The organism is Aureitalea sp. L0-47 (assembly GCF_026126405.1).
GTDB lineage: Bacteria > Bacteroidota > Bacteroidia > Flavobacteriales > Flavobacteriaceae > Pukyongia.
In genome coordinates this window covers 211,912-234,066 of the sequence record NZ_JAFMTQ010000001.1, presented here as the reverse complement: position 1 = coordinate 234,066, position 22,155 = coordinate 211,912, and the positions used below count along the sequence as shown (strand labels likewise).

21 protein-coding genes are annotated in these 22,155 nt (G+C 43.0%); 7 read left to right on the top strand and 14 right to left on the bottom strand.

Annotation, left to right across the window (positions count from 1 at the left end; translation table 11 throughout):
- Nucleotides 1–8 precede the first annotated feature (8 nt).
- Nucleotides 9–1,079, bottom strand: a complete 1,071-nt coding sequence (gene mutY / locus J1N09_RS00980) for an A/G-specific adenine glycosylase (RefSeq protein WP_265197512.1) — start codon at nt 1,077–1,079, stop codon at nt 9–11.
- Nucleotides 1,080–1,209: 130 nt separating this feature from the next.
- Here mutY and J1N09_RS00975 point away from each other — a divergent pair, with 130 nt between their 5' ends.
- The 3 genes from J1N09_RS00975 to J1N09_RS00965 all read left to right on the top strand — a co-directional run bounded on the left by J1N09_RS00975 (nt 1,210) and on the right by J1N09_RS00965 (nt 3,921).
- Nucleotides 1,210–1,500, top strand: coding sequence for an HU family DNA-binding protein (locus J1N09_RS00975; RefSeq protein WP_265197511.1), 291 nt, complete (start codon nt 1,210–1,212; stop codon nt 1,498–1,500).
- A 299-nt stretch (nt 1,501–1,799) separates the two neighbouring features.
- Nucleotides 1,800–3,344, top strand: a complete 1,545-nt coding sequence (locus J1N09_RS00970; protein ID WP_265197510.1) for a ribonuclease E/G — start codon at nt 1,800–1,802, stop codon at nt 3,342–3,344.
- 88 nt (nt 3,345–3,432) lie between these two features.
- The gene (locus tag J1N09_RS00965; protein WP_265197509.1) at nt 3,433–3,921 is read left to right on the top strand and encodes a regulatory protein RecX; all 489 of its coding nucleotides are present in this window, start codon (nt 3,433–3,435) and stop codon (nt 3,919–3,921) included.
- 53 nt (nt 3,922–3,974) lie between these two features.
- Here J1N09_RS00965 and J1N09_RS00960 read toward each other — a convergent pair whose 3' ends face one another.
- From J1N09_RS00960 to J1N09_RS00935, 6 genes are all read right to left on the bottom strand, one after another.
- Nucleotides 3,975–4,841: a cupin-like domain-containing protein gene (locus J1N09_RS00960; protein ID WP_265197508.1), complete on the bottom strand. Its 867-nt coding sequence runs from the start codon at nt 4,839–4,841 to the stop codon at nt 3,975–3,977.
- 96 nt (nt 4,842–4,937) lie between these two features.
- Entirely contained in the window at nt 4,938–5,567 is a 630-nt protein-coding gene (locus J1N09_RS00955; RefSeq protein WP_265197507.1) for a fibronectin type III domain-containing protein, read from the bottom strand.
- 80 nt (nt 5,568–5,647) lie between these two features.
- Nucleotides 5,648–6,742, bottom strand: coding sequence for a biotin synthase BioB (gene bioB, locus J1N09_RS00950; RefSeq protein WP_265197506.1), 1,095 nt, complete (start codon nt 6,740–6,742; stop codon nt 5,648–5,650).
- 8 nt (nt 6,743–6,750) lie between these two features.
- Entirely contained in the window at nt 6,751–8,163 is a 1,413-nt protein-coding gene (locus tag J1N09_RS00945; RefSeq protein ID WP_265197505.1) for a flotillin family protein, read from the bottom strand.
- A 10-nt stretch (nt 8,164–8,173) separates the two neighbouring features.
- Nucleotides 8,174–8,782 (bottom strand): hypothetical protein, encoded by a 609-nt coding sequence (locus J1N09_RS00940; RefSeq protein ID WP_265197504.1) that lies wholly within the window; start codon nt 8,780–8,782, stop codon nt 8,174–8,176.
- A 65-nt stretch (nt 8,783–8,847) separates the two neighbouring features.
- Nucleotides 8,848–9,999, bottom strand: coding sequence for a beta-ketoacyl synthase N-terminal-like domain-containing protein (locus tag J1N09_RS00935; RefSeq protein WP_265197503.1), 1,152 nt, complete (start codon nt 9,997–9,999; stop codon nt 8,848–8,850).
- 64 nt (nt 10,000–10,063) lie between these two features.
- Here J1N09_RS00935 and J1N09_RS00930 point away from each other — a divergent pair, with 64 nt between their 5' ends.
- Nucleotides 10,064–10,519 (top strand): cytochrome c oxidase assembly factor 1 family protein, encoded by a 456-nt coding sequence (locus tag J1N09_RS00930; RefSeq protein ID WP_265197502.1) that lies wholly within the window; start codon nt 10,064–10,066, stop codon nt 10,517–10,519.
- On the opposite strand, the gene bioA is transcribed toward J1N09_RS00930, so the two are convergent.
- From bioA to J1N09_RS00915, 3 genes are read right to left on the bottom strand one after another with little or no spacing between them, the layout of a single operon-like run.
- Nucleotides 10,508–11,776 (bottom strand): adenosylmethionine--8-amino-7-oxononanoate transaminase, encoded by a 1,269-nt coding sequence (bioA, locus tag J1N09_RS00925; RefSeq protein ID WP_265197501.1) that lies wholly within the window; start codon nt 11,774–11,776, stop codon nt 10,508–10,510. The two genes, J1N09_RS00930 and bioA, sit on opposite strands and share 12 nt — an antisense overlap.
- Complete coding sequence (gene bioD, locus J1N09_RS00920) at nt 11,773–12,402, bottom strand: dethiobiotin synthase (protein ID WP_265197500.1); 630 nt, start codon at nt 12,400–12,402, stop codon at nt 11,773–11,775. The genes bioA and bioD overlap by 4 nt, the downstream gene beginning before the upstream one ends.
- Nucleotides 12,399–13,544: an aminotransferase class I/II-fold pyridoxal phosphate-dependent enzyme gene (locus J1N09_RS00915; RefSeq protein WP_265197499.1), complete on the bottom strand. Its 1,146-nt coding sequence runs from the start codon at nt 13,542–13,544 to the stop codon at nt 12,399–12,401. Before J1N09_RS00915 ends, bioD begins: the two co-directional genes overlap by 4 nt.
- A 144-nt stretch (nt 13,545–13,688) precedes the next feature.
- Between J1N09_RS00915 and J1N09_RS00910 the strand changes: the two genes are divergently transcribed.
- The 3 genes from J1N09_RS00910 (at nt 13,689) to arsB (ending at nt 15,710) form a co-directional block, all read left to right on the top strand.
- Nucleotides 13,689–14,225, top strand: a complete 537-nt coding sequence (locus J1N09_RS00910) for a GNAT family N-acetyltransferase (protein ID WP_265197498.1) — start codon at nt 13,689–13,691, stop codon at nt 14,223–14,225.
- A gap of 73 nt (nt 14,226–14,298) precedes the next feature.
- Nucleotides 14,299–14,631: an ArsR/SmtB family transcription factor gene (locus J1N09_RS00905; RefSeq protein WP_265197497.1), complete on the top strand. Its 333-nt coding sequence runs from the start codon at nt 14,299–14,301 to the stop codon at nt 14,629–14,631.
- A gap of 20 nt (nt 14,632–14,651) precedes the next feature.
- A complete protein-coding gene (arsB, locus tag J1N09_RS00900; protein WP_265197496.1) occupies nt 14,652–15,710 on the top strand; it encodes an ACR3 family arsenite efflux transporter in 1,059 nt (352 codons plus the stop codon).
- A gap of 111 nt (nt 15,711–15,821) precedes the next feature.
- Here arsB and J1N09_RS00895 read toward each other — a convergent pair whose 3' ends face one another.
- The 4 genes from J1N09_RS00895 to J1N09_RS00880 all read right to left on the bottom strand — a co-directional run bounded on the left by J1N09_RS00895 (nt 15,822) and on the right by J1N09_RS00880 (nt 22,131).
- Nucleotides 15,822–16,100, bottom strand: a complete 279-nt coding sequence (locus J1N09_RS00895; protein ID WP_265197495.1) for a F0F1 ATP synthase subunit epsilon — start codon at nt 16,098–16,100, stop codon at nt 15,822–15,824.
- A 10-nt stretch (nt 16,101–16,110) separates the two neighbouring features.
- Nucleotides 16,111–17,616, bottom strand: coding sequence for a F0F1 ATP synthase subunit beta (gene atpD, locus J1N09_RS00890; protein ID WP_265197494.1), 1,506 nt, complete (start codon nt 17,614–17,616; stop codon nt 16,111–16,113).
- A gap of 242 nt (nt 17,617–17,858) precedes the next feature.
- Entirely contained in the window at nt 17,859–19,361 is a 1,503-nt protein-coding gene (locus tag J1N09_RS00885; RefSeq protein WP_265197493.1) for an SGNH/GDSL hydrolase family protein, read from the bottom strand.
- Between the two features lie 10 nt (nt 19,362–19,371).
- Nucleotides 19,372–22,131, bottom strand: a complete 2,760-nt coding sequence (locus J1N09_RS00880; protein WP_265197492.1) for a TonB-dependent receptor — start codon at nt 22,129–22,131, stop codon at nt 19,372–19,374.
- Between the last annotated feature and the right edge of the window lie 24 nt (nt 22,132–22,155).

Here is a 22,155-nt window from a genome sequence, read left to right as displayed (position 1 = left end):
CTAAATTTTCAGTTTTGAAACGGCGGGAACTCTGAAATAAAATTTTCTATCAAAACAGGTACAGGATATGTTTTTATTTCTGAAACCGGAACAGCTCCGTTGATATTTTCTGCATCACTTACCACCCAAAATTTAGTATGTAAATGCTGGTGTGATAGCTTGTGAATGACAGGGTTATCATTGTACAAAATCGGTTCCCTTACACCAATTTCTTCAATTAGTTTTCTAAAGGTTGCATTCGCTGTGATTCCTTCTGAAGTAATCTCGGTTTCTGATTCTATTAGGGGAAATTGATAAAGGTTTTGCCATATGCCCTTTCCGTTTCGTTTTTCCAGCAGGGTAGTTTCGTTGTTTTCCGAAAGCAATACGATATAATTGAAATGTCGCTGCTTTATCTTCTGTTTCTTCGTCTTTACAGGCAACTCTTTTACACGGTCCTTGCGTTTGGCCTCACATCGATGAGCAAAAATACAATTATCGCAATCAGGGTTTTGCGGAACACAATGGCGCGCTCCAAATTCCATGATCGCCTGGTTGAATGTACCCGGCTGCTCCGCATCGATCAATTCCTGGGCCAGTGCCTTGAATTCCTTTTGCCCTGCGGTGCTGTTTATTGGCGTATCGATTCCGAAGACACGGCTAAGTACCCTGTAGACATTACCATCAACTACCGCTGAAGACTCACCAAAACATATAGAAGCAATAGCGCTGGCGGTATAATCTCCTATCCCCTTTAGTTTGAGAAGCTCCTTGTAGGAATTGGGAAAGCTGCCATCCAATTCGTGAGCAACAACCTTTGCTGTGTGGTGTAAATTTCTCGCTCTTGAATAATACCCTAGCCCCTGCCAGAGTTTTAATACACTTTCCTCCGAAGCATTAGCCAGATCCGAGACCGTAGGGAATGTTTGAACAAAACGCTCATAATAAGGAAGCCCTTGTGCTACCCTAGTTTGCTGCAGCATGATTTCCGAAAGCCAAATGAAGTAAGGCTCGGTTTCATTTCGCCAGGGTAAATCCCTTTTATTTTGTAAGTACCAGACTATGAGGGTTTTGGAAAATTTCGATGAAATTTCAGGCATTTCACAAAAATAGCGGTTATCTATTTATTTTTTAAACGATTACCATTTGATTTATTGATTATAAAATTGTTATATTTGCCACCTTGAAAATTTGGAACCCCGAACATAGTATAATTAAAAAATCAAGAGAATGACGAAAGCAGATATCGTAGCTAAAATTTCAGAAAAGTTAGGAATGGAAAAAGGTGATGTGCAAGCTACAGTTGAGACCTTTATGGAAGAAGTAAAAAATTCACTGGAAGGTGGTGACAATGTTTACCTTAGAGGATTTGGAAGTTTTATCATCAAAAAGAGAGCTGAAAAAACTGGTAGAAACATTTCTAAGAACACTACGATCAAGATCCCCGCGCACAACATTCCGGCCTTTAAGCCTGCGAAAATTTTCGTAGAAGGTGTTAAGTCGAATGTTGAAGTAAAATAATAATAATCAGCATGTCCGCAACGGACAGGAACTAAAGACATTAATATGCCGAGCGGTAAAAAAAGAAAAAGACATAAGGTAGCGACGCACAAGCGTAAAAAGCGCAGACGCGCCAACCGCCACAAGAAAAAGTAGTTTCGCACTACTTTTTTCGTTTAGAAGTATTGAAAACGTTCTTTGAAAATGAAGTTGTTTTGAATTCGCGAGAGTTCATTCATCTTCTACGGGTTAACACCTGTGATAAATTATTGTTTAATCCATTTGTCCGCGCATTGCGGATGGATAAAAATTAATAAAACGTGAGCTACGAATTATTTATTAGATCCAGTTCACAAGAAGTTGATTTTGCCCTTTTGAAAGATGGAAAACTAATCGAATTTCACAAAGAAGAGGAGGACACGAAATTTGCTGTTGGAGATATTTTCCTTGCAAAGATTCGTAAAACTGTTCCCGGACTAAACGCCGCATTTGTTAATGTGGGGTATGAAAAAGATGCATTTTTGCATTATCATGACCTGGGACCAAAAGTACTCTCCTTACTGAAATTCGTAAAACGTGTAAGCACAGGTAAACTTAAAGAGTATTCTTTAAAAGATTTCCCATTTGACAAAGAGATTGATAAGAATGGAGGGATAAACAACGCCCTCAAGTCGAATCAATCTATTCTGGTACAGATCGTAAAAGAACCCATATCCACAAAAGGACCTCGTATTAGTTCCGAGCTATCAATAGCCGGACGATACATTGTTCTCGTTCCTTTTTCTGAAAGAGTTTCTGTTTCTCAAAAAATAGAATCGAAAGAAGAAAAAGATCGTTTGATCCGACTCATAAAGAGTATCAGGCCAAAAGGATTTGGTGTTATTATCCGAACTGTAGCGGAAGGCAAAAAAGTAGCAGAACTGGACAGAGATTTACAAAATCTTACTGATCGCTGGATGGCGATGTGTAAAAAGCTACGAGGGGCGCACCACCCAAGTAAGGTGCTTAGTGAGCTAGATCGCGGAGCCTCAATATTACGAGATATATTTAATGATTCATTCTCGGCTATACATATTGACGACGAAACGCTTTACTTACAAATAAAAGATTATGTGCAGGAAATCGCACCTAAGAAAGAAAACATTGTTAAGCTTTATGACTCCAAAGTTCCGATATTTGAAAAATTCGGGATTGAAAGACAAATAAAGACCTCCTTCGGAAAAACAGTATCCGGTAGCAGAGGCGCCTACCTTGTGATCGAACATACGGAAGCCATGCACGTCATAGACGTGAATAGTGGAAACCGTAGTAGTAAATCGAAAAACCAGGAAGAAACGGCGCTGGAAGTTAATTTAATTGCTGCCTCCGAAGTTGCGAGACAATTGCGTTTAAGGGATATGGGAGGAATAATCGTGATAGACTTCATTGATATGGGGCATGCCGCGAACCGTAAAAAACTCTATAATCATCTTCGTGATGAAATGAAAGATGACAGAGCCAAACACAAGATCCTTCCACCAAGTAAATTCGGGTTAATTCAAATTACCCGCCAACGAGTAAGGCCGGAAATGAACATCAAGACCGCCGAAGAAAACCCAAATATGGGTGACACCGGTGAGATTGAAGCGCCTATCCTCATAGTGGATAAAATTACCGAAGACCTTGAACGGCTTTTCAAAAAAGACTATAAAAAGTTAACGTTAAACACGCATCCTTTTATAGCAGCCTTTTTATCAAAAGGTTTTCCATCTGTGCGAACCAAATGGTTCATGAAGCACAAAAAATGGGTAAATATTCAACCTAGAGATGCTTACACGTACCTCGAATACCACTTTTTAGATAAAGATGGTAATCAGATTAAATAGTCCTTCTCCGCCCGTGGCGGATTCGGACTATATAAATTATTAAACCCTTCTGTGTTTTTTACATTGGAGGGTTTTTTATTTTTGAAAAATGACATTCGGAAGAAAATCCTATTCAATCGATGAAGCCAAAGCCCGAATGGAACGCTACTGCGCCTATCGCGAGCGTTGCCATAAGGAAGTAACCGAAAAACTTCGCGAGATGCGGATGATTCCGGATGCTATTGATCTCATAGTTCATCATCTCATCACCGAAAACTACCTCAATGAGACAAGATTCGCACAAGCCTTCGTTCGCGGAAAATTCCGAATAAAAAAATGGGGTAAAAATCGCCTGCTTCGGGAACTTAAAGCGAGAGACATTTCTTTGTACAATATCAAACTGGCAATGAAAGAGATCTCCGAAACCGAATATCTGGAGGTTTTTCATGAATTGTCTGAAAAACGTTGGAAGCAAATATCTTCAGAAGAAAATCTTCAGAAGAAAAAAAGAAAATTTGCAGATTATCTCTTGTATCGAGGCTGGGAGTCGCATTTGATTTGGGAGAAACTCTCTGAGTTAGTAGCGCTTCGCTCTTAGTATGTTAGACAAGCGGATTTACTAAAATACCAACATTCCAACTTACTAAAATACTAAAACTCGATGCCTAATTTTCTGTGGGTGCGCTCGATGGCTTTGGCATTTTTCCCATCTATCCACGCCTGGCCTTTCATACGACGCATGAGGTTGTCGTAGTGGCGCATCACGAACACATTATACACGGCCTTACCCAAGTTCTTAGGATTCCTGGCAATAGCTCGCAGGCTCATTGAAAAACCGGGGGTAAGATATCTCATATAGTGCCAGTAACCTTCCGGCATGTAGAGTACATTCCCATGTTCCAGGTTTCCAATAAATCCGTTGGCTTTCTTTAGTGCTGGCCACTTCCCGTAATCAGGATCGGCGAAATTAATGTCTTCCCTTGTTATCAACGAATGAGGTATCTTATACAAATAATCATTCTGGTCCTGGTCGAAAAGGATCACCTGTTTCTTCCCGTGAAAGTGAAAATGAAATATATTCGCGAGGTCAATATCGTAATGCATAAAAGTGTAACTATCCTCTCCACCAAAGAACAACATGGGAAGGCCCTTCATGAGTCGTAAACCAAAATCCGGCCAATTGTAATCTCCCTGCAGTTCGGGAACTTCTTTGAGCACATTCCATAAAAATATGCGGAATTTGGTTGGTTCGCGTTTCAAAAGATCGATATACTCCCTCATCTTCATCTTCGCATGGGGTTCGTTAAAACCATCCTTATAATCCACTGGACGGTCGTCGTAGAGAGGAACTTCTTTATCCCCGGCAATTTCAGCTATATAATCAAGATTCCACTTTGAGTAAGCGGGCCAATCCTCAATAAACCGTTCAATTATCACCGGCTTCTGGGGCTTGAAATAATGCTTTAGGAAATCTTCCTTGGTAATAGTATCTACTCTTTCTATCTGCTGTAAGTCCATGCTGCAAACTGAATATGTAAAATTACAAAACTTAACGCTAAGGTAACACAACAAAAAAAGCCCCGAAAACGGGGCTCTCAAAAAAGTTATTAGTTTTTACGGATCGGTAGTTACAACCAATTGGTCGGTGTATTCACTATATCCGTCAACTCCACAGTTGGCGCGCACATAAATCTCGTAGGTCGTTGCAGCTTGCAATCCGGTGATCTGGTAATTGCTCTGAGAGGTCTGGATCACGGTACCGGTACCAATAGTAAATCCAACAGGTCCATATTCGATTTCCCAGGCTGTTTCATTGTTTTCAGACCAGCCTATTGTAGCTGTATCCGAAGAAACGTCTATAAGAGTTAGGTCTGTTGGGGTATTACACAACACTACCGGTGCCAAGGTTGTAAAACTTAATGAGATGTAATTACTGAATCCATCGCTACCGCAATTCGAGCGCACATACGCATCGTAAGTAGTCATTGGTGTAAGTCCGTCAATTACAAATGACGTTTGAGAAGTCTGGGTTACAGTACCAGTGCCTGGGGAGAATCCCGTAAGTCCGTATTCTATCTCAAAAGCTGTCTCATTACCCGGATCCCAATTGATACGTGCCGACTCAGGGTTCACAAGATCTACCGATATAGAAAGTGGTTCTACACAATTATTAGTAGTGTCATCATCTTTTTTACAGGAAAAAATGGCCAAAGAGACCACTAATAGTAAGAGTATCTTTTTCATGTGAGATTTGTTGCGATTACTTTTGCTTAAACGCTTTCAAGTTTTAAAAATTGTCTTGTCCAACCTCAAGTCGGAAATCATCAACTGTTCAGTTTTGTCTTCTGGCGCGCTTCTTCGTTGCGGTCTATCGTATGTCCCGGGCGCGTCCATTTTGGTTTTTCATCAAGGGCTGTATATTCAGATTCATCCGCCTCCACCGTCTCCGGCTGCGCCTTCTTAACGAAGGGCGCCTGGGGTTTCAGCCCCAATAATTCAAACATTTCCATATCCTCATTTACATCAGGATTAGGTGTGGTTAAGAGTTTATCCCCGGCAAAAATGGAGTTGGCCCCGGCAAAGAAACACATGGCCTGTCCTTCCCTGCTCATTTCTGTCCTTCCGGCAGACAATCTAACCTGCGTTTGCGGCATCACGATCCTGGTAGTCGCTACCATGCGTATCATCTCCCAGATACTAATCGGCTCCATTTCCTGCATGGGAGTTCCCTCAACTGCGACGAGAGCATTAATAGGAACCGACTCGGGTTGTGGATCGAGGGTCGCCAGTGCCACGAGCATCCCTGCCCGGTCTTCAAGGTTTTCACCCATACCAATGATCCCGCCACTACAAACTGTGACGTTGGTCTTTCGCACATTGTCTATGGTATCCAATCGATCCTGAAACGCACGCGTTGAGATCACGTCCTTATAATAGTCTTCGGAAGTATCCAGGTTGTGGTTATAGGCATACAATCCCGCTTCAGCGAGGCGTTTTGCCTGGTTTTCGGTAATCATCCCCAACGTACAACATACTTCCATTTCCAGTTTGTTGATGGTTCTCACCATCTCCAGGACCTGGTCGAATTCTTCTCCATCCTTCACATTCCGCCAGGCAGCTCCCATACATACTCTGGAGCTTCCGGAGGCTTTGGCACGCAAGGCCTGGGCCTTCACCTGCTGAACGCTCATTAGGTCATTTCCTTCGATATCCGTATGGTACCTGGCCGCTTGCGGACAATAACCACAGTCTTCAGGACAACCACCGGTCTTAATGGAAAGCAGGGTTGAAACCTGCACCTGGTTAGGGTTGTGATGCTCCCTATGAACGGAAGCTGCTTCGTAAAGCAGCTCCATCATGGGTTTATTATAAATTTCGAGTATCTCTTCTTTTGTCCAGTCGTGTCTCGTTTGGGTCATTTATATCGCTATTTTTCGTCTTGTTCTTCTTTAGGCTCATCATCGCTTTCCACTTGCTTACCCTTCAGATAGTCGGGCAATTGCATCCCAGCCATATTAAACATCTCCTGCAATGGGGGTACGGCTCCGTACATACCTGAAATGAAGTTCGAGGTAGCAGTTTTTCCGTCCTTGGAATTTCCATTCTCCCACACCGTTATCTTATCGATCTTGATGTTCTTAATGGCATCTGCCTGGATCTTCACCAGATCAGGCAGCTTGTCGGCGATGAGCAAAAGTACAGCATCTTTTGAATCATTCCCAGCCGCTTTTACAATTCTGTCGAAACCTTCAGCCTGCTTGGTTAGGATCTCAAAAAGTCCCTGGGCCTCAGCCTGAGCTTTGTATAGGATCGCATCAGCTTCACCCTTAGCCTGCCTACGAATTCTTTCAGCCTCAGCTTCTGCGTCGATCTCTACTTTCTTTTTATCGATCTCGGCTGGTACGATCACGTCTGCCAGTTGAGAACTACGCTCGCGTTCAGCACGAACGATCTCGGCGTCTTTTTCAGCCGCATAGGACTCTTCCAGTGCTTTTGCCGACTGTACTTTTTCTGAAGCGATAGCTACGCGTTCTGCTTCAGCTTCTCGCTGTCTTCTCTTAGAATTCGAATTCGCTACTTCGATCTTAGCAAGGTTCTCACCTTCTGTGGCTTTTGCATTCGCCGAAGCAACCTGGGTACGCTCGTCCTGAACAGCATTTGCTTCACCAATGGCTCCATCCCTGTTCTTTTCGGCTACCGACTTACGTGCGGCGTTGATCGCGTGAGCTGCTGCTTCTTTACCCAGTGCTTCAATATAACCGGATTCGTCCACGATATCGGTAATGTTTACATTGATAAGTTTCAGACCAACTTTTTTCAATTCGGATTCAACACTGTTTGAAATATTACTCAGGAATTTGTCCCTATCGGAGTTGATCTCTTCAATATCCATGGAAGCTACAACCAGACGCAATTGTCCGAAAATGATCTCCATGGCCAGTTCTTGTATTTCCTTTAATCCCTGTCCAAGTAGTCGCTCTGCCGCATTCTGCATAACGCCCGGTTCAGTAGAAATACCAATTGTGAAACGAGAAGGTACGTTCACACGAATATTTTGTTTACTCAGTGCATTGATAAGGTTTACTTCTATCGAGATCGGTGTCAGGTCGAGAAACTCGTAATCTTGAATTACGGGCCAGATAAAGGCGGCCCCACCATGAATACATTTGGCCGAATTACCGGTTCCCACTCTACCGTAGATCACCAGGATCCGGTCTGAAGGACAACGCTTGTATCGCCTGATAAAAGTGATCAGGATAATAAAAACGAAGAGTACAGCAAACCCAATTGTAAAAAAGGGCGCTACAGATTCAATTTGAAAGGGTAATAGTAATGTCATTTAGAAAAAATTAATCGTTTACAATAAAAGATATGTTCTTGTTTTCTTCCCCGGGTTTGTTAACAATAAGGACTCCGTTGGAAGTTACTTCGGTAACGGTTATAATGTCACCTTGCTTCAGATCCTGATCACTGTCGGTAAGCGCATCCAGTTCCCGCATAGTTCCCTGTATAGTGATCTGTACCTTTCCCAATTTGGACCGATTGGCTCCAATGCTGAGATATACTTCTCCTACGGCGTTTAACGCATTCTTCATTACAAGGGAACCATCGCTTGTTAGTTTTCCCAGGTAATAGAAGATAGACGCCATAATGAACATCATGGCCAGTCCGCATAAGGTTGCTATAAGAATACTGAATGGAGCCGGAATCCCAATACTCATACAACTGATCCCGGACCAGCCGAAAATGGTGAAAAATCCCACCAGGTTTTTAAAGGATAAGAACTGAAAACCAATTCCCGTATCTCCGTCAACATCAGCGTCAACATCACCTGCATCATCCACATCACCGCCTATGAATGTCATCACCAAAACAATCAGAAAGACGAGGGAACCCACAATTGCGATCACCCAAAACGCTTTTTCAAAAGTGCCGAGAGAAGAGAACCATTCAGTCATAATATAGTTGGTTATTTGATACTGTTAATATACTAACTTTCCTTCCGGGGGACAACCCCGAAATGTTATTTCCTGATAATAATGCTTACCGCATTTCCACCGAATCCCACAGCATTCACCAGCACGGTATTTAACTCGTTCGGAAGGTGGCGTGAGTTCTCATAGAAGGGATTTTCTATGAAGGTATTTTTGCGCAACATGAGTACAGCCATTTCCATACTCATCATACCCGAGGCCCCGAAGGTGTGGCCGATCAACCACTTGTTAGTCGTTAAAAGCGGCAAATTGTTACCAAACACCAGATCGAGAGCGTTCTTTTCGGCCAGGTCTCCCTTTACCGTTCCGGGGGCATGCATGATCACAATATCTACATTTTCCAAACCCGCACTCTCCATTGCTCCACGCATGGATCGCTGGAAACAATCGGCATTATCAGAGATCGAACTATTGTGCTTAAGCTTTTCGGAAGCAACCCCATACCCAATAATTTTTGCCAGGGTTTTTTCTGAAATGTTCTTCTCCAAAACTGCAGCCACACCTGCCTCTCCCAGTACCATGCTGTTCTTTTTCTTCTGAAACCGCATGGACTCACAGGCCATTACATTTTCAGAAGTACTATACAATTTCATCGCTTTCATCTGAGCCAGCGTAAAGGGAGTGAGAGCCGCTTCACTACCACCTGCTATGAACAGATCTGCCATGCCGGATTGCAACCAGGCGATACCGTTTAGAACACCGTGCAAGGCAGTTGAACAGGTTACCGAGTGTCCAGACATATATCCATCTATCCCTAACTCCTGTCCCACCCAGGACGAAATATTACCCAGGGTTGTGGTGGGTGAGGTAAATGCCGACACGGAGCCGCTGTTCAGAAAGGTCTCATGATACGATTCGAAAAGTTGAGTGGCACCCCTCGAAGACCCAAAATTGATCCCAATTCGCATATCGCTCTTCCCTGATTGAAAAGACTGCCTGGCCGAAAGCATGGCAAGCAAGACACTTCTGTCTAACTTCGTGTATGCCTGCTGGCTTTGCCTTAACTCCAGCAGTGCCTTTTCGGAAGTATCGCTGATCTCGGAGATCCAATCTTCCGAAACACCAAGCCTGGATTTTTTAAATAGGGGGGCTCCTTTTAAATAGCTGTTCCAGATTTCTTCAATAGAATTTCCTAAAGCAGATACTGATCGAATTCCGGAAATCGAGATAGGGTGTTGCAATTTTTATTAATTTAAAGCAAAAATAAACCTTCGGGTAGATTAAAACCACTGATAAATAAATAAAATGGAAGAAGAGATCCCACGCGGAAGTTGGTTCAAAAGAAATTGGAAATGGGTAGTCCCTACGGGCGGATGCTTGCTTATTATTATTTTAATTGTAGCGTTTGCCGGATCCATAATCTGGGGAGTTACCAGCCTAATGTCAGACTCCCAGGCCTATGAAGACGCCTTAACGGAGGCTTCGAGTAATACCGAGGTTATTGAAATACTTGGTGAACCCATCGAGACCGATGGTATGGCTGGCGGGAGCATAAACTATTCCGGAGGCTTTGGTGAGGCTCAATTGAGTATTCCTATCAAAGGACCTAATGCGTCTGCTACCATCTATGTTTCAGGTGAAGGCGTTGAAGGCAACTGGAAGTACGATCGCATGGAGGTATTTATAAAAGACAGCGACCAGGTGATCGACCTTCTACAGGCAAATAATCAGCTTCGGGCAAATGATGAACTAATCGAATAGAACCAGGCTTTCTTCTATGGCTTTGTATATTTTCTGAAGTTGTCCATCATTGATCACAAAGGGCGGTAGCACATAAATGGTGTTTCCCAGGGGCCGGAGAAAGATGCCGCGTTCCATAAAAAATTCGAATAATTTGTTCCGAAGTGAACCATAGCGCGACATATCTGCATTAATGTCGACCGCGAGTATAACACCCAGCGTTCTAACACCCCTCACCTTCTTATGATCCCGAATAGAAGCTGCAAATTGTTTGTGATTGGTTTCAATTCGACGGATGGATTTCTGAATTTCTTCTGAAGTAAGTAGTTCGATACCCGCAATGGCAGCAGCACAGGCAGGCGGATTCGCACTGTAGGTATGTGCATGAAAAAAGCCCCTGGCAATATCATCATCCAAAAAAGCTTCATAAACCTGCTGTGAACAACTTGTTATTCCCATAGGAACGAGACCCGCGGTAAGCGCCTTGCTCAAACAAATTATATCGGGTTTTGTCGCTACATATTCCGAAGCGAAATTCATTCCTGTTTTACCGAAACCGGTCATAACCTCATCGGCGATGCAAAGAATACCATGTTCCCTGCACACCTTATGAATTGCATTAAGCCCTTCAGGCGAATGAAACTTCATACCGGCAGCTCCCTGAACCAGGGGTTCATAGAGAAAAGCTGCGCATTTGTTATTTGAGATTATCGCTTTTAGTTTTTCCAGAACTTCGTCGAGATTGTCTTCCTGTGGTGCGGGAATTCGTTCTACCTTCAGAAAGAAATCTTCGAAGGGGCCATTATAAACCGAAAGCCCTGAAGCGCTCATCGCGCCAAATGTATCCCCATGAAACCCCTCTTCGAAGGCTATGATAGTATCTCGTTTCTCCCCCTTGTTAAAATGAAACTGAAACGCCATCTTGATAGCTGCCTCCACCGCCGTTGATCCATTGTCATTAAAGAATATCCTGGACTGGTTTGCGGGAAGTATCTCAAGCAGTTTTTCGCCTAAGGTAACCGCTGCCTCATGGGTAAAACCAGTGAAAACGATCTGGTCCAGTTGTTTCATTTGTCTCGTCACCGCTTCTACGATGTACTCGTTACAATGTCCATACATGGCAGTATACCAGGAAGCGATACCATCGATATACTCCTTGCCCTCTTCGTCGTGTAACACTGCCCCTGCGGCCTTAACTATCCCAATGGGGGCAGTAGCCGTCTTATGCTGGGTAAGCGGGTGCCAGATATTTTTTATGTCTCTTTGAGAAAGGCTCAATTGCTTTCGGAAATTAGTTTCTTTCTGAATACTTCTGCGTATTCTTTTATCACATTCGCATCGAAATAGGGTTCTTCATCAACTCTGCCCAGGATGGGTACTCCTCCCATTTCGGAAATTATTGACTCGGTTGAAGGATGCTCATTCCCACTGAAAATGATTCCACAAATATTCAAACCGTGGTTTTTCAATGTCTCCAATGTCAGTAGTGTATGATTAATACTTCCCAGGTAATGACGAGAAACTACGATGACCTTATCTGTAGTCTCTATTAGGTCTAAAATGGTTTCTCTTGAATTGATAGGCACCAATAGTCCGCCAGCTCCTTCGATAACCAGGGTATTCTTTGTTTTCGGACGAATTATTTTTTCTGAAAGGATCTTTACTTCATCGATCTCCGCAGCTGCATGTGGACTCATCGGAGCGGAGAGGGCGAAGGCGTTGTCGTGGAACACCGACTTCGAATTGGATACCCATTTTTGAACTTTCATGGCATCCGAATTCTCCAATTCGCCTGCCTGGATAGGTTTCCAATAGTCGGCTTCAAGTGCTTCGGTAAGTATGGCCGAAACCACCGTTTTTCCAACTTCCGTCGATATTCCAGTTACGAAATAGGTGTCACTCATGATGTAAAAATAGCTATTCGTTGCATCACCTGTTCAATTTCTTTTTCAGTGTTGAAAGAATGCAGACAGATTCGCAATCGTTCTTTTCCTTTAGGTACTGTAGGCGAAAGAATTGGTCTTATATCGAAGCCCATTTCCATAAGTTTCTCAGAAAATGACTTTACTTCGTCGTTTCCTGGTATGACGATAGAATGTATGGCACTTGCACTGGGTAAGAACATTTCCCTAAGTCCATATTTATAAGCATATCTTCGTAATATTGCTATATTACTTTTAAGAATTTCTATCTCTTCTATCCCGGAGTCGGAATCAAGGTATTCATATGCCGATTTTACGGTAGCCAATGTATGGGGCGGTAATCCCGTAGTATAAATAAAACTCCTTGCAAAATTCACCAGGTAGGAATTCAATATTTCTGAACACAATACCGCCGCACCGTGGCATCCCAGGGCTTTTCCAAAGGTCACAACCCTTGCGAATACATCGTTTTCTATTCCCGTATCCACAACCAAACCCCTTTGCGAAATTCCAATGGCGTGGGCTTCGTCTACGATCAACCGACAATTCAGCCTTTTACACAGTGATGATATCCTCTTCAAATCGGGGGTGTCACCGTCCATGGAAAAGACAGATTCGGTAACAACATAAACCTCACAATCCGGAGACCTTTCCAATCGATCTATCTGGTTTTCTAATGACTCCAGGTTATTATGCGGGAATTTAAAAGCCTTGGCGTTAGACAGTGAAATCCCTTCCCGAATGGAAGCATGAACCAATTCATCGTATAAGATATAATCTCCTCTCTGAGGAACACTCCCCAATAAACCGATGTTGGCAGCATAACCACTATTAAAGATCAAGGCAGCAGGAGAGAAATGAAACTCCGCAATATACTGCTCTGTTTCGTTGTAGAGCGTACTATTTCCCGTTAAAAGACGGGAACCTGTTGCTCCTGAAGTTTCTTCGGTATAGGAACTAAAGATTTCATTGGCCCTCTTCGCGATATCAGGATTCCTGCTGAATCCCAGGTAATCGTTTGAAGAGAAATCAACTCCTTTCCCGGGCACCGACAAATGCCGAAGCGCATTATCCTCTTTTCTCTGCTGCAGTTTTTGCAATAATTTTTTCGGGAATTCCGCCATAGGTCAAAAATACAATCTCCATATTAGAAATTAATGATAATATTCGATTACTCGAAACATTCATTAAGCTAATTGGGAAATCGTAAGTACGGGCTATTGCACTTAAATTTGAGATATAACCATCTGTTTTCTTATCTTTTTAATATGGTTCATATAAAAAGAGTTGATAACCCAGATGAACTGGCACAAATACTGTTGTTGCAGCAGGAAAATTTACCGGAAAATATCTCTTGGGAAACAAAAAGAAAGGAAGGATTCGTAACAGTTAAGCACGATCTGGAACTACTTACCGAAATGAATACTGCCTGTCCGCATTTCATTGCTGTTAGCTATAATGAAGTAGTTGGCTACTGTTTGTGCATGCACCCTAAATTCGGCAATGAAATAGAAATTCTGCGACCCATGTTCGAACAGATAAGGAAGTATTATCCCAACGATGACTACATGGTTATGGGACAGGTCTGTATCTCCAGGGATTATCGGGGACAAGGAATATTCAGGAAATTATACGATCATATGCTTCTTGGTATTCAGCCGGAATTTTCAACTATAATCACCGAAGTAGATCTCAAAAATACAACATCCGTTAATGCTCACTATGCCATCGGATTCAAACTTATCTGCGAATACGAATCCGACGATCGTCGCTGGGTATTGATAAAACTGGAAGCCGATAAATAATTAGGCAATACATAACAAATCCTTAATGTTCGTTACGATCTTTAATCGTAATATTGCGATAAATTTCATTTCAATGGGATTAACCAAGACCGAAATATTCACTTCTGAACAGAACCGGATTGCCTTAATAGGTAAAGCCCTGGGGCACCCGGCAAGAATTGCCATCCTTCAATATCTATTTAGAATTGAAAACTGTTTTTGCGGAGACCTGGTTGAAGAAATCGGGTTGGCGCAAGCCACTGTTTCCCAGCATTTGAAAGAGTTAAAGAAACTTGGACTGATCAAGGGGAATGTCGATGGAACCAGTGTTTGCTATTGTATCGATCATGAAAAGTGGGAACTAATAAAGGAGGTGATGTCCGGGTTTTTGGATAGGAATGTAGCTCCCGAAAATGATTGTTGTTAAGATTAAATAACTGACCAAAAATGACCAAAAAGAAAAAATTAAGCTTCCTGGACAACTATCTAACGCTTTGGATATTTATCGCAATGGCTATTGGTGTAGGGATCGGATATTTCGCACCTTCGTTTCCGGCAATTGTAGATTCCATGAGCAGTGGCACTACCAATATTCCCATTGCTATTGGGCTTATATTAATGATGTATCCGCCCTTGGCTAAGGTAAATTATGCACTCCTCCCGAAAGTGTTTATGAATGTGAAGATACTCTCGGTCTCTTTGCTGCTTAATTGGATCATCGGACCTGTTCTAATGTTCTTCCTGGCAATAACTTTTCTCAGGGACTACCCGGAATATATGGTTGGGCTTATTCTTATAGGGCTGGCGAGATGCATCGCGATGGTATTGGTTTGGAATGACCTGGCGGAAGGTAGCAGCGAATACGGGGCGGGATTAGTCGCTCTTAACAGCATCTTCCAGGTAGTTGGCTATAGCTTCTATGCCTGGATATTTATTACTGTACTTCCTCCATATTTCGGGTTTGAAGGAGCTATTGTGGATATTTCTATTGCAACCATAGCCGAAAGTGTGGCCATTTATCTTGGAATTCCTTTTCTGATGGGAATTCTAAGCAGGTTCATCCTTGTAAAAATGTACGGAGAGGAATGGTATACCAAGGTTTTTATTCCGAAGATATCTCCTCTGACCTTAATCGCACTTTTGTTTACCATTATTGTAATGTTCTCACTGAAGGGAGAAATGATCGTAGAGATCCCCTTTGATGTAGTTATTATTGCGATTCCGTTACTGATCTATTTTGCCTTAATGTTTCTCATAGGATTTTTTATCAGCCGAGCCATGGGAGCAGATTACGATAAAAATGCAGCTATCTCATTCACCGCGGCAGGGAACAATTTCGAACTCGCCATTGCGGTTGCTATCGCCGTGTTCGGGTTGAATTCCGGCCAGGCTTTTGCCGGTGTCATCGGACCCCTAGTAGAGGTTCCAGCTCTAATTTTACTGGTGCAGGTTGCTTTTTGGTTGAGGAAGAAGTACTACAAAAAATCCCAGCCCACCAAATCATAAGTTCAATAACTCCGTATTATACGGATCGCCAGCTTCTCAAAGAATAATAACAAAGAAAAATCCCAAACTCCTTTTGGAATTTGGGATTCGCATGTTGATGTTAGGTACGGGCTAGTCTGCCAGTACTATGATCTTATTATTGTTCAATTCTACCGTCCCGCTATTGATCTCCATAGACCATTTTCCATCGGGTTCTTTAGTGAATTTATTCTCATATCCTTCAGCAATGGTAGGGTTCCCTCTGAACAACACTTTCCCGGCGTCCAGTAATGAAACAATAGGGGCGTGATTTTTCAGCATTTGAAATGGCCCTTGTACTCCGGGAACCGTTACCGATTCAACTTCTCCGGATACCAATGATGCTTCTGGTGTTACTATTTCAAGATACATAGGCAGTCAATTAAGCTTCGGCTAACATCTTCTCACCAGCCTCGATAGCTTCTTCGATTGTACCCTTAAGGTTGAAGGCAGCTTCAGGCAGGTGATCGAGCTCACCGTCCATGATCATATTAAATCCTTTGATTGTTTCTTTAATATCTACAAGAACCCCTGGGATACCTGTAAATTGCTCCGCCACGTGGAATGGTTGTGAAAGGAAACGCTGCACACGACGTGCACGTCCTACGGCAAGTTTATCCTCTTCAGAAAGTTCTTCCATACCAAGGATGGCGATGATATCCTGTAGTTCTTTATATCGTTGAAGCAACTCTTTTACTCGTTGCGCACAATCGTAGTGCTCATCACCAAGAATGTCCGGAGTAAGAATTCGAGAGGTAGAATCCAGTGGATCCACCGCAGGATAAATACCTAGCTCGGCAATTTTACGAGACAATACCGTTGTTGCGTCAAGGTGGGCGAAGGTAGTCGCCGGTGCAGGGTCTGTCAAGTCATCCGCAGGAACGTATACCGCCTGTACCGAAGTAATAGATCCTTTCTTGGTAGAAGTAATTCGCTCCTGCATGGCACCCATCTCTGTTGCCAGAGTAGGCTGATATCCTACCGCAGAAGGCATACGTCCTAGAAGTGCAGACACCTCAGAACCAGCTTGTGTAAATCGGAAAATGTTATCTACGAAGAAAAGTACGTCTTTCCCTTGTCCGTCTCCGGCTCCGTCACGGAAGTATTCAGCAACGGTAAGTCCGGAAAGTGCAACTCGTGCACGTGCTCCCGGTGGCTCGTTCATCTGCCCGAACACAAAGGTCGCTTTACTTTCCTTCATGGCTGCCTTATCTACTTTACTTAGGTCCCATCCTCCTTCTTCCATAGAGTGAAGGAAATCGTCCCCATACTTGATAATTCCGGATTCAAGCATCTCTCTAAGCAGGTCATTCCCCTCACGAGTTCTTTCTCCTACTCCTGCAAATACTGAAAGACCACCGTGTCCTTTTGCAATGTTGTTGATCAATTCCTGGATCAGTACAGTTTTACCTACCCCGGCTCCACCGAACAATCCAATCTTACCACCTTTTGCGTAAGGCTCGATAAGGTCGATTACCTTGATCCCTGTGAAAAGAACTTCGGTAGAAGTTGAAAGATCTTCAAATTTTGGAGCTTCCCTGTGAATAGGCAATCCGTTTTCACCTGTTTTAGGCAGATTTCCAATTCCATCGATCGCGTCACCAATTACATTGAACAGACGTCCGTAAATATCCTCACCAATTGGCATTTGGATAGGTACACCTGTTGATACAGCATTCACTCCACGGCTCAAACCATCCGTTGAGTCCATCGAAATAGTACGTACGGTATTTTCACCAATGTGCGACTGTACTTCAAGTACCAAGGTATTTCCTTGGTTATCAACTTCAAGTGAATCGTAAATTCTCGGAAGCTCATCCCCACTGGCAAACTCTACGTCTACAACGGGGCCGATGATCTGGGCAACTTTTCCTGTAATTTGTGACATTATCTAAGGATTTATTTTTAATTATCAAGTAGTGTTCCTAACACCCTGTTTTTTAACGGTGCAAAGATAGTTTTTTCTGTGTGAAATACGCAATCCATTCTGCTAATTTTTTAAGATTCAACTCTCAATATAAATGTCTTCTTTGCCGAAATTGCCTGATAACAAATGTTGCATGCCCCTAATTAAAGAACCCTTTCGAATATAGTTCGAAAGGGTTCTTTATTATTTCTGTTTACAATTACTTAGGGTAATACTTCAGGATACAAAGTTGTGAAATCCGCTGCCTTAAGTAATTCGCCGGCCTCCTGGAAATTTGTTCCCAGAACCTCGTCCATTGCCAATAATATCTGATTGGCAATATATGCATTTCCTCGCGCCGTTGGATGAACTCCGTCTAAAGAGAATGTGCCTCCAAACACCAAGCTGCCATTCAAATTGAACTCATCGAATGGGACGCCTGTATCGAATATTTGCTGTAAAAACCCATTAGCATCAATCAAAATGGCACCGTTATCACTTGCGGCCTGAGCGATAATCGCGTTATACGCATCTGTTGCCACAGTTACTTCTTCAACCTCGTCCACTGTTAAAATCCATTGATCGGTCAACGGAACGGTAACTCCATTGATCAATGTAGGATCGTTGTTAACCAGCGTTCCGATAAAGGAAGCACTTAGCAGAGTTGGTAAATCAGACTGTGTAGCTTGTCGATAAGAAGGCAATCCTAAAGCAGATAGATCGGTTAGATATTCATCTTCGATTACCACCGCATTCTGACCTTCAACAAAAGTTACAGTTCTGGCTGCGGCTTCTTCGGGGGTTATTAACCCAGCTGCCAAAGCCTGCTGTAATCCACCATTATATGGCGCATATCCGGCATTTACCAGGGCGGCTGTTGCAGCATCTATAGGTACCGGGTTATATGGGACCGTTGTGAAAAAGGGAATTGTGAATACATAAGGAATGTTTGCGACAACACCCTGCGAACCATTACCTGCTAAGGCAGCAAGAATAGTGTTATAAATCCCCGCAAAAGCTGTCGGATCCGTAATATCGGTAGACCCGTAGGTTGTAGGATCCGGGTTTCCGGTTTGATTAACTCCAGCTCCACCAGAAGTAGCAAATGACAATACATCATTACTTCCTATCCATAATGAATAGAATGTAGGATTTTGCGCCACCGCATCCTCCAGCATCGAAGCATTTGGACTGGAAGCCATTCGAGCATAATACGGATTAGCTAATCCTGCTGCAACTCCTCCTATATTTCCATAACCGTTAGCCAGTAAATGGTAACTCTTGGCTCCCGGGACACCCATGTTGTTATAAGGTCCGGGTTGGATATTCGAAACTTCTGTTGTTGGTGTTTGATTTATTACTGCTGGCCCTGAACCATCGAAATACAGGCGTGGGTTCTGAATCTGTACACCTCCTAACAATAGCCCACCAACATTATCATTTGTCAATGGCTGCGTAAAATCACCACCGCCAATCATGGAAAATTTCTGAGCTAATAGATTTGGAAATGAATTTTCCTGAGCAAGTATAAACAATGCCCCGTCAGTAAGTCCTGCGGTTAGGGAATTCCCAATGGCCACATAATTAGCTACGTTAGCAGAACCTGCCTGAAGTGGAATATCCGGAACTTCTTCAACAACCGGAATGTCATCATTCTCACAACTGGCGAAGAGGAAAGCCCCTGCAGCTATCGCCAGAAAATATTTGTTCTTAAATATACTTTTCATACCGCAAATTTTAAAGGTTGTTAATGATTAGGGAAGCATAGTATTGTGCTCCAATGTTTCCTGTACCGAAGGCAGTGAAGTATTCCTCGTTCAATACGTTACTTGCTCCTACCTTGATCATGGTCTTCCACTTCGGAATCTTATAATTTATCTGGGCATCCAACACCGAGAAGGATGGAACGATACCATCACCAAATCCGGCCTGCCAGAAGTATTCGTCACTCCAGCGATAATTTGCTCCAAATCCGAAATCCTCGAAGAGGTCCGTCACACGGAAACCAGCTTTTGCCTTGTGCATAGGTGTGTTGAAATTCGTCCTGAAATCAGGGTTCGCGTCCCGATCGTAATCCTGGTCTGCAAAGGTATAATTTGCATTCACGCTAACCTTCTTTGCGATACGCGTGCTAACTGAAACAGAAGCACCATATGATTTAATATCGACATCCGAATTCGTATATGTTTGATATACCTCGGTATCTCCATTTTGAAGCGCCAGTAGCGATAAAGAATTATCTCCTACTGTTCCGTAGAGTGGTACGATCACGTTCTCATTCGAAATGAAATTGGTATACTGACTGTAATATGCACTGGCATCAATAATGAAGTCAAATATCTTACCACGGTATCCTACTTCGTATACGTCTGCCTCTTCCGGCTCAACCAGGTTGATGTTAGCTCGTTCAGGTGCACCTGCCAAAACAGAACTAACTGTAAAGGAGTTGGTGTATGCATCCCTGGCTGTGATTGTAGAAGTAGTAGCTCCTGTTACGTTCTGGCCACCACCACTAAGCGGGAAAGTTCGGATATCTCTGTCGAGATTTTCTTCTGCAGAACCAACTAAAATAGCTCGCCCTACATTAAGTCCGATAAACAAATCCTGAGTAGTTGGGTTACGGAAAGCAGTCTGCCAGGATACGCGGAAGTTGTGATTTCTCTTTTCGCCTGCAGTAAACCCAACCGATAATCTTGGTGTGAACTGACCATCGAATAATTCGGATTTATCATAACGAATAGAACCCGTTAATTTCAAACGGTCGTCTACTAATTTCTTCTGAATCTGAGTATAAGCACCTACCTCTGAATAACTGATAGGACCATCGAAATCGGTGTAAATGGTACCCGAAGAATTAAGTCGGTATTGGCGATAAGATCCCCCAACTTGAACATCGGCTACACCATTCAGCATATGACTGAAATTGTAATTGGCATCTGCGTGATATAATTGAGATTCATCCCTAAACTTTGACCCTGATATAAGATCAGAATCATTAGTCACCTTATCGAAAGCGGCCTGGAATTCTGGGGTTCCCGGAATCAGTCTACCCGTATCTGCCGTTTGTCTTCCGATCACATGTGCTTGTTCAGAAGTAGCTCCGCCCAATGCAGCCTGGATATATGCTCCTGCATACTCACCGAACCAAGTATTATTATCTTTCCAAGAATTGTTAATGTTAATGCCTGTAAAACGCATATCGTAAGAGTCTCCTGCGTCTTCATCGGTAACATAACCTCTAACAAAGAAGTTGTCATTCTTTACTTCCAGTTTGTGCTGCTGAAGAAAGAAGTTTCTAATGTTATACCGGTTGGCACCCTGGTAAATTGTACTACCTACACCTACTTTCCCTACGTATATAACTTCAAAGTCATCTGCCCAAGGGCGAAAATGCAGAGCAGCATCGAATTTTACGCTTTCGGCATTGTAGTTAGTAAGGTCTCTTTCGTCATATCCTGTTCTACTTACGTCCTCATTCGGAAGAAGATTCTCAGCTCCAGCAGGAATCAATCCTTGATTTGCCAGCGCGACTCCCACGCCGCGAATGTTTGTACTAACCTCATCTCCGTAGACATTCAACCCGTCGTAGTTAATATCATCGCGAGTTCCTCCGGGGTTTAAAACATCCATGTCGTTTACAGCAAACCAGTCGGTCCCATTCAAAATAGAGAGGTTGACCTTTGCCGCGAATTTATCACTGAAGGCATGCGCAGCTCTGAAACCCATATCGTAGAAATCATTCTCTCCGGCTGCCTCCTGGGAGGTAATACCTCTCTTGTAGTAGGCGCTAATCCCCTGGTGATCGAACGGGTTCTTACTCGTCATGAAAAGAATACCGTTGAAAGCGTTTGCACCATATAATGCTGAAGACGCTCCGGGCAGCAGTTCAATGCTATTCACATCCAACTCGGTCATTCCAAGCAGGTTACCAAGAACAAAGTTCAAGGCGGGTGAACTATTGTCCATCCCGTCAACCAACTGTACGAAACGTTCGTTGGCAAATGTGGCGAAACCGCGGGTGTTAATGGACTTAAATGTTAAACTGTTTGTGTTGATATCAACTCCTTTCAGGTTCTCAAGCCCATCGTAGAAGTCTGCATTCGGCGCGTATTTTATGTCCTGAATATCGAATCTTTCTACAGTTACCGGAGACTCAAAAATTCGTTCCGGAGTTCTGGAAGCGGAAATAATTACCTCATCTAATTCAGAACCTTCCGCAAGGGTAATGTTTATTACCTGATTATTTGTTGTCACTTCAACAGTTTGAGTTACAAATCCAATGCTGGAGATTTGCACTGAGAAAGGTGGTGCTTGATCCACCCTAAGGGTAAAGTTCCCATCAAAATCGGTTGCTGTTCCTGTTCCGGTTCCTGTAACGATAACATTAGCTCCTAAAACAGGTTCGGCAGATTCATCCACTACCTTACCACTTATATCGGTTTGCGCTAAAGCCATAGTGCTCAAACACAAACAAAACAAAGCTATGATTGCCTTCATATTAATAAATTGTTAATTAGTAAA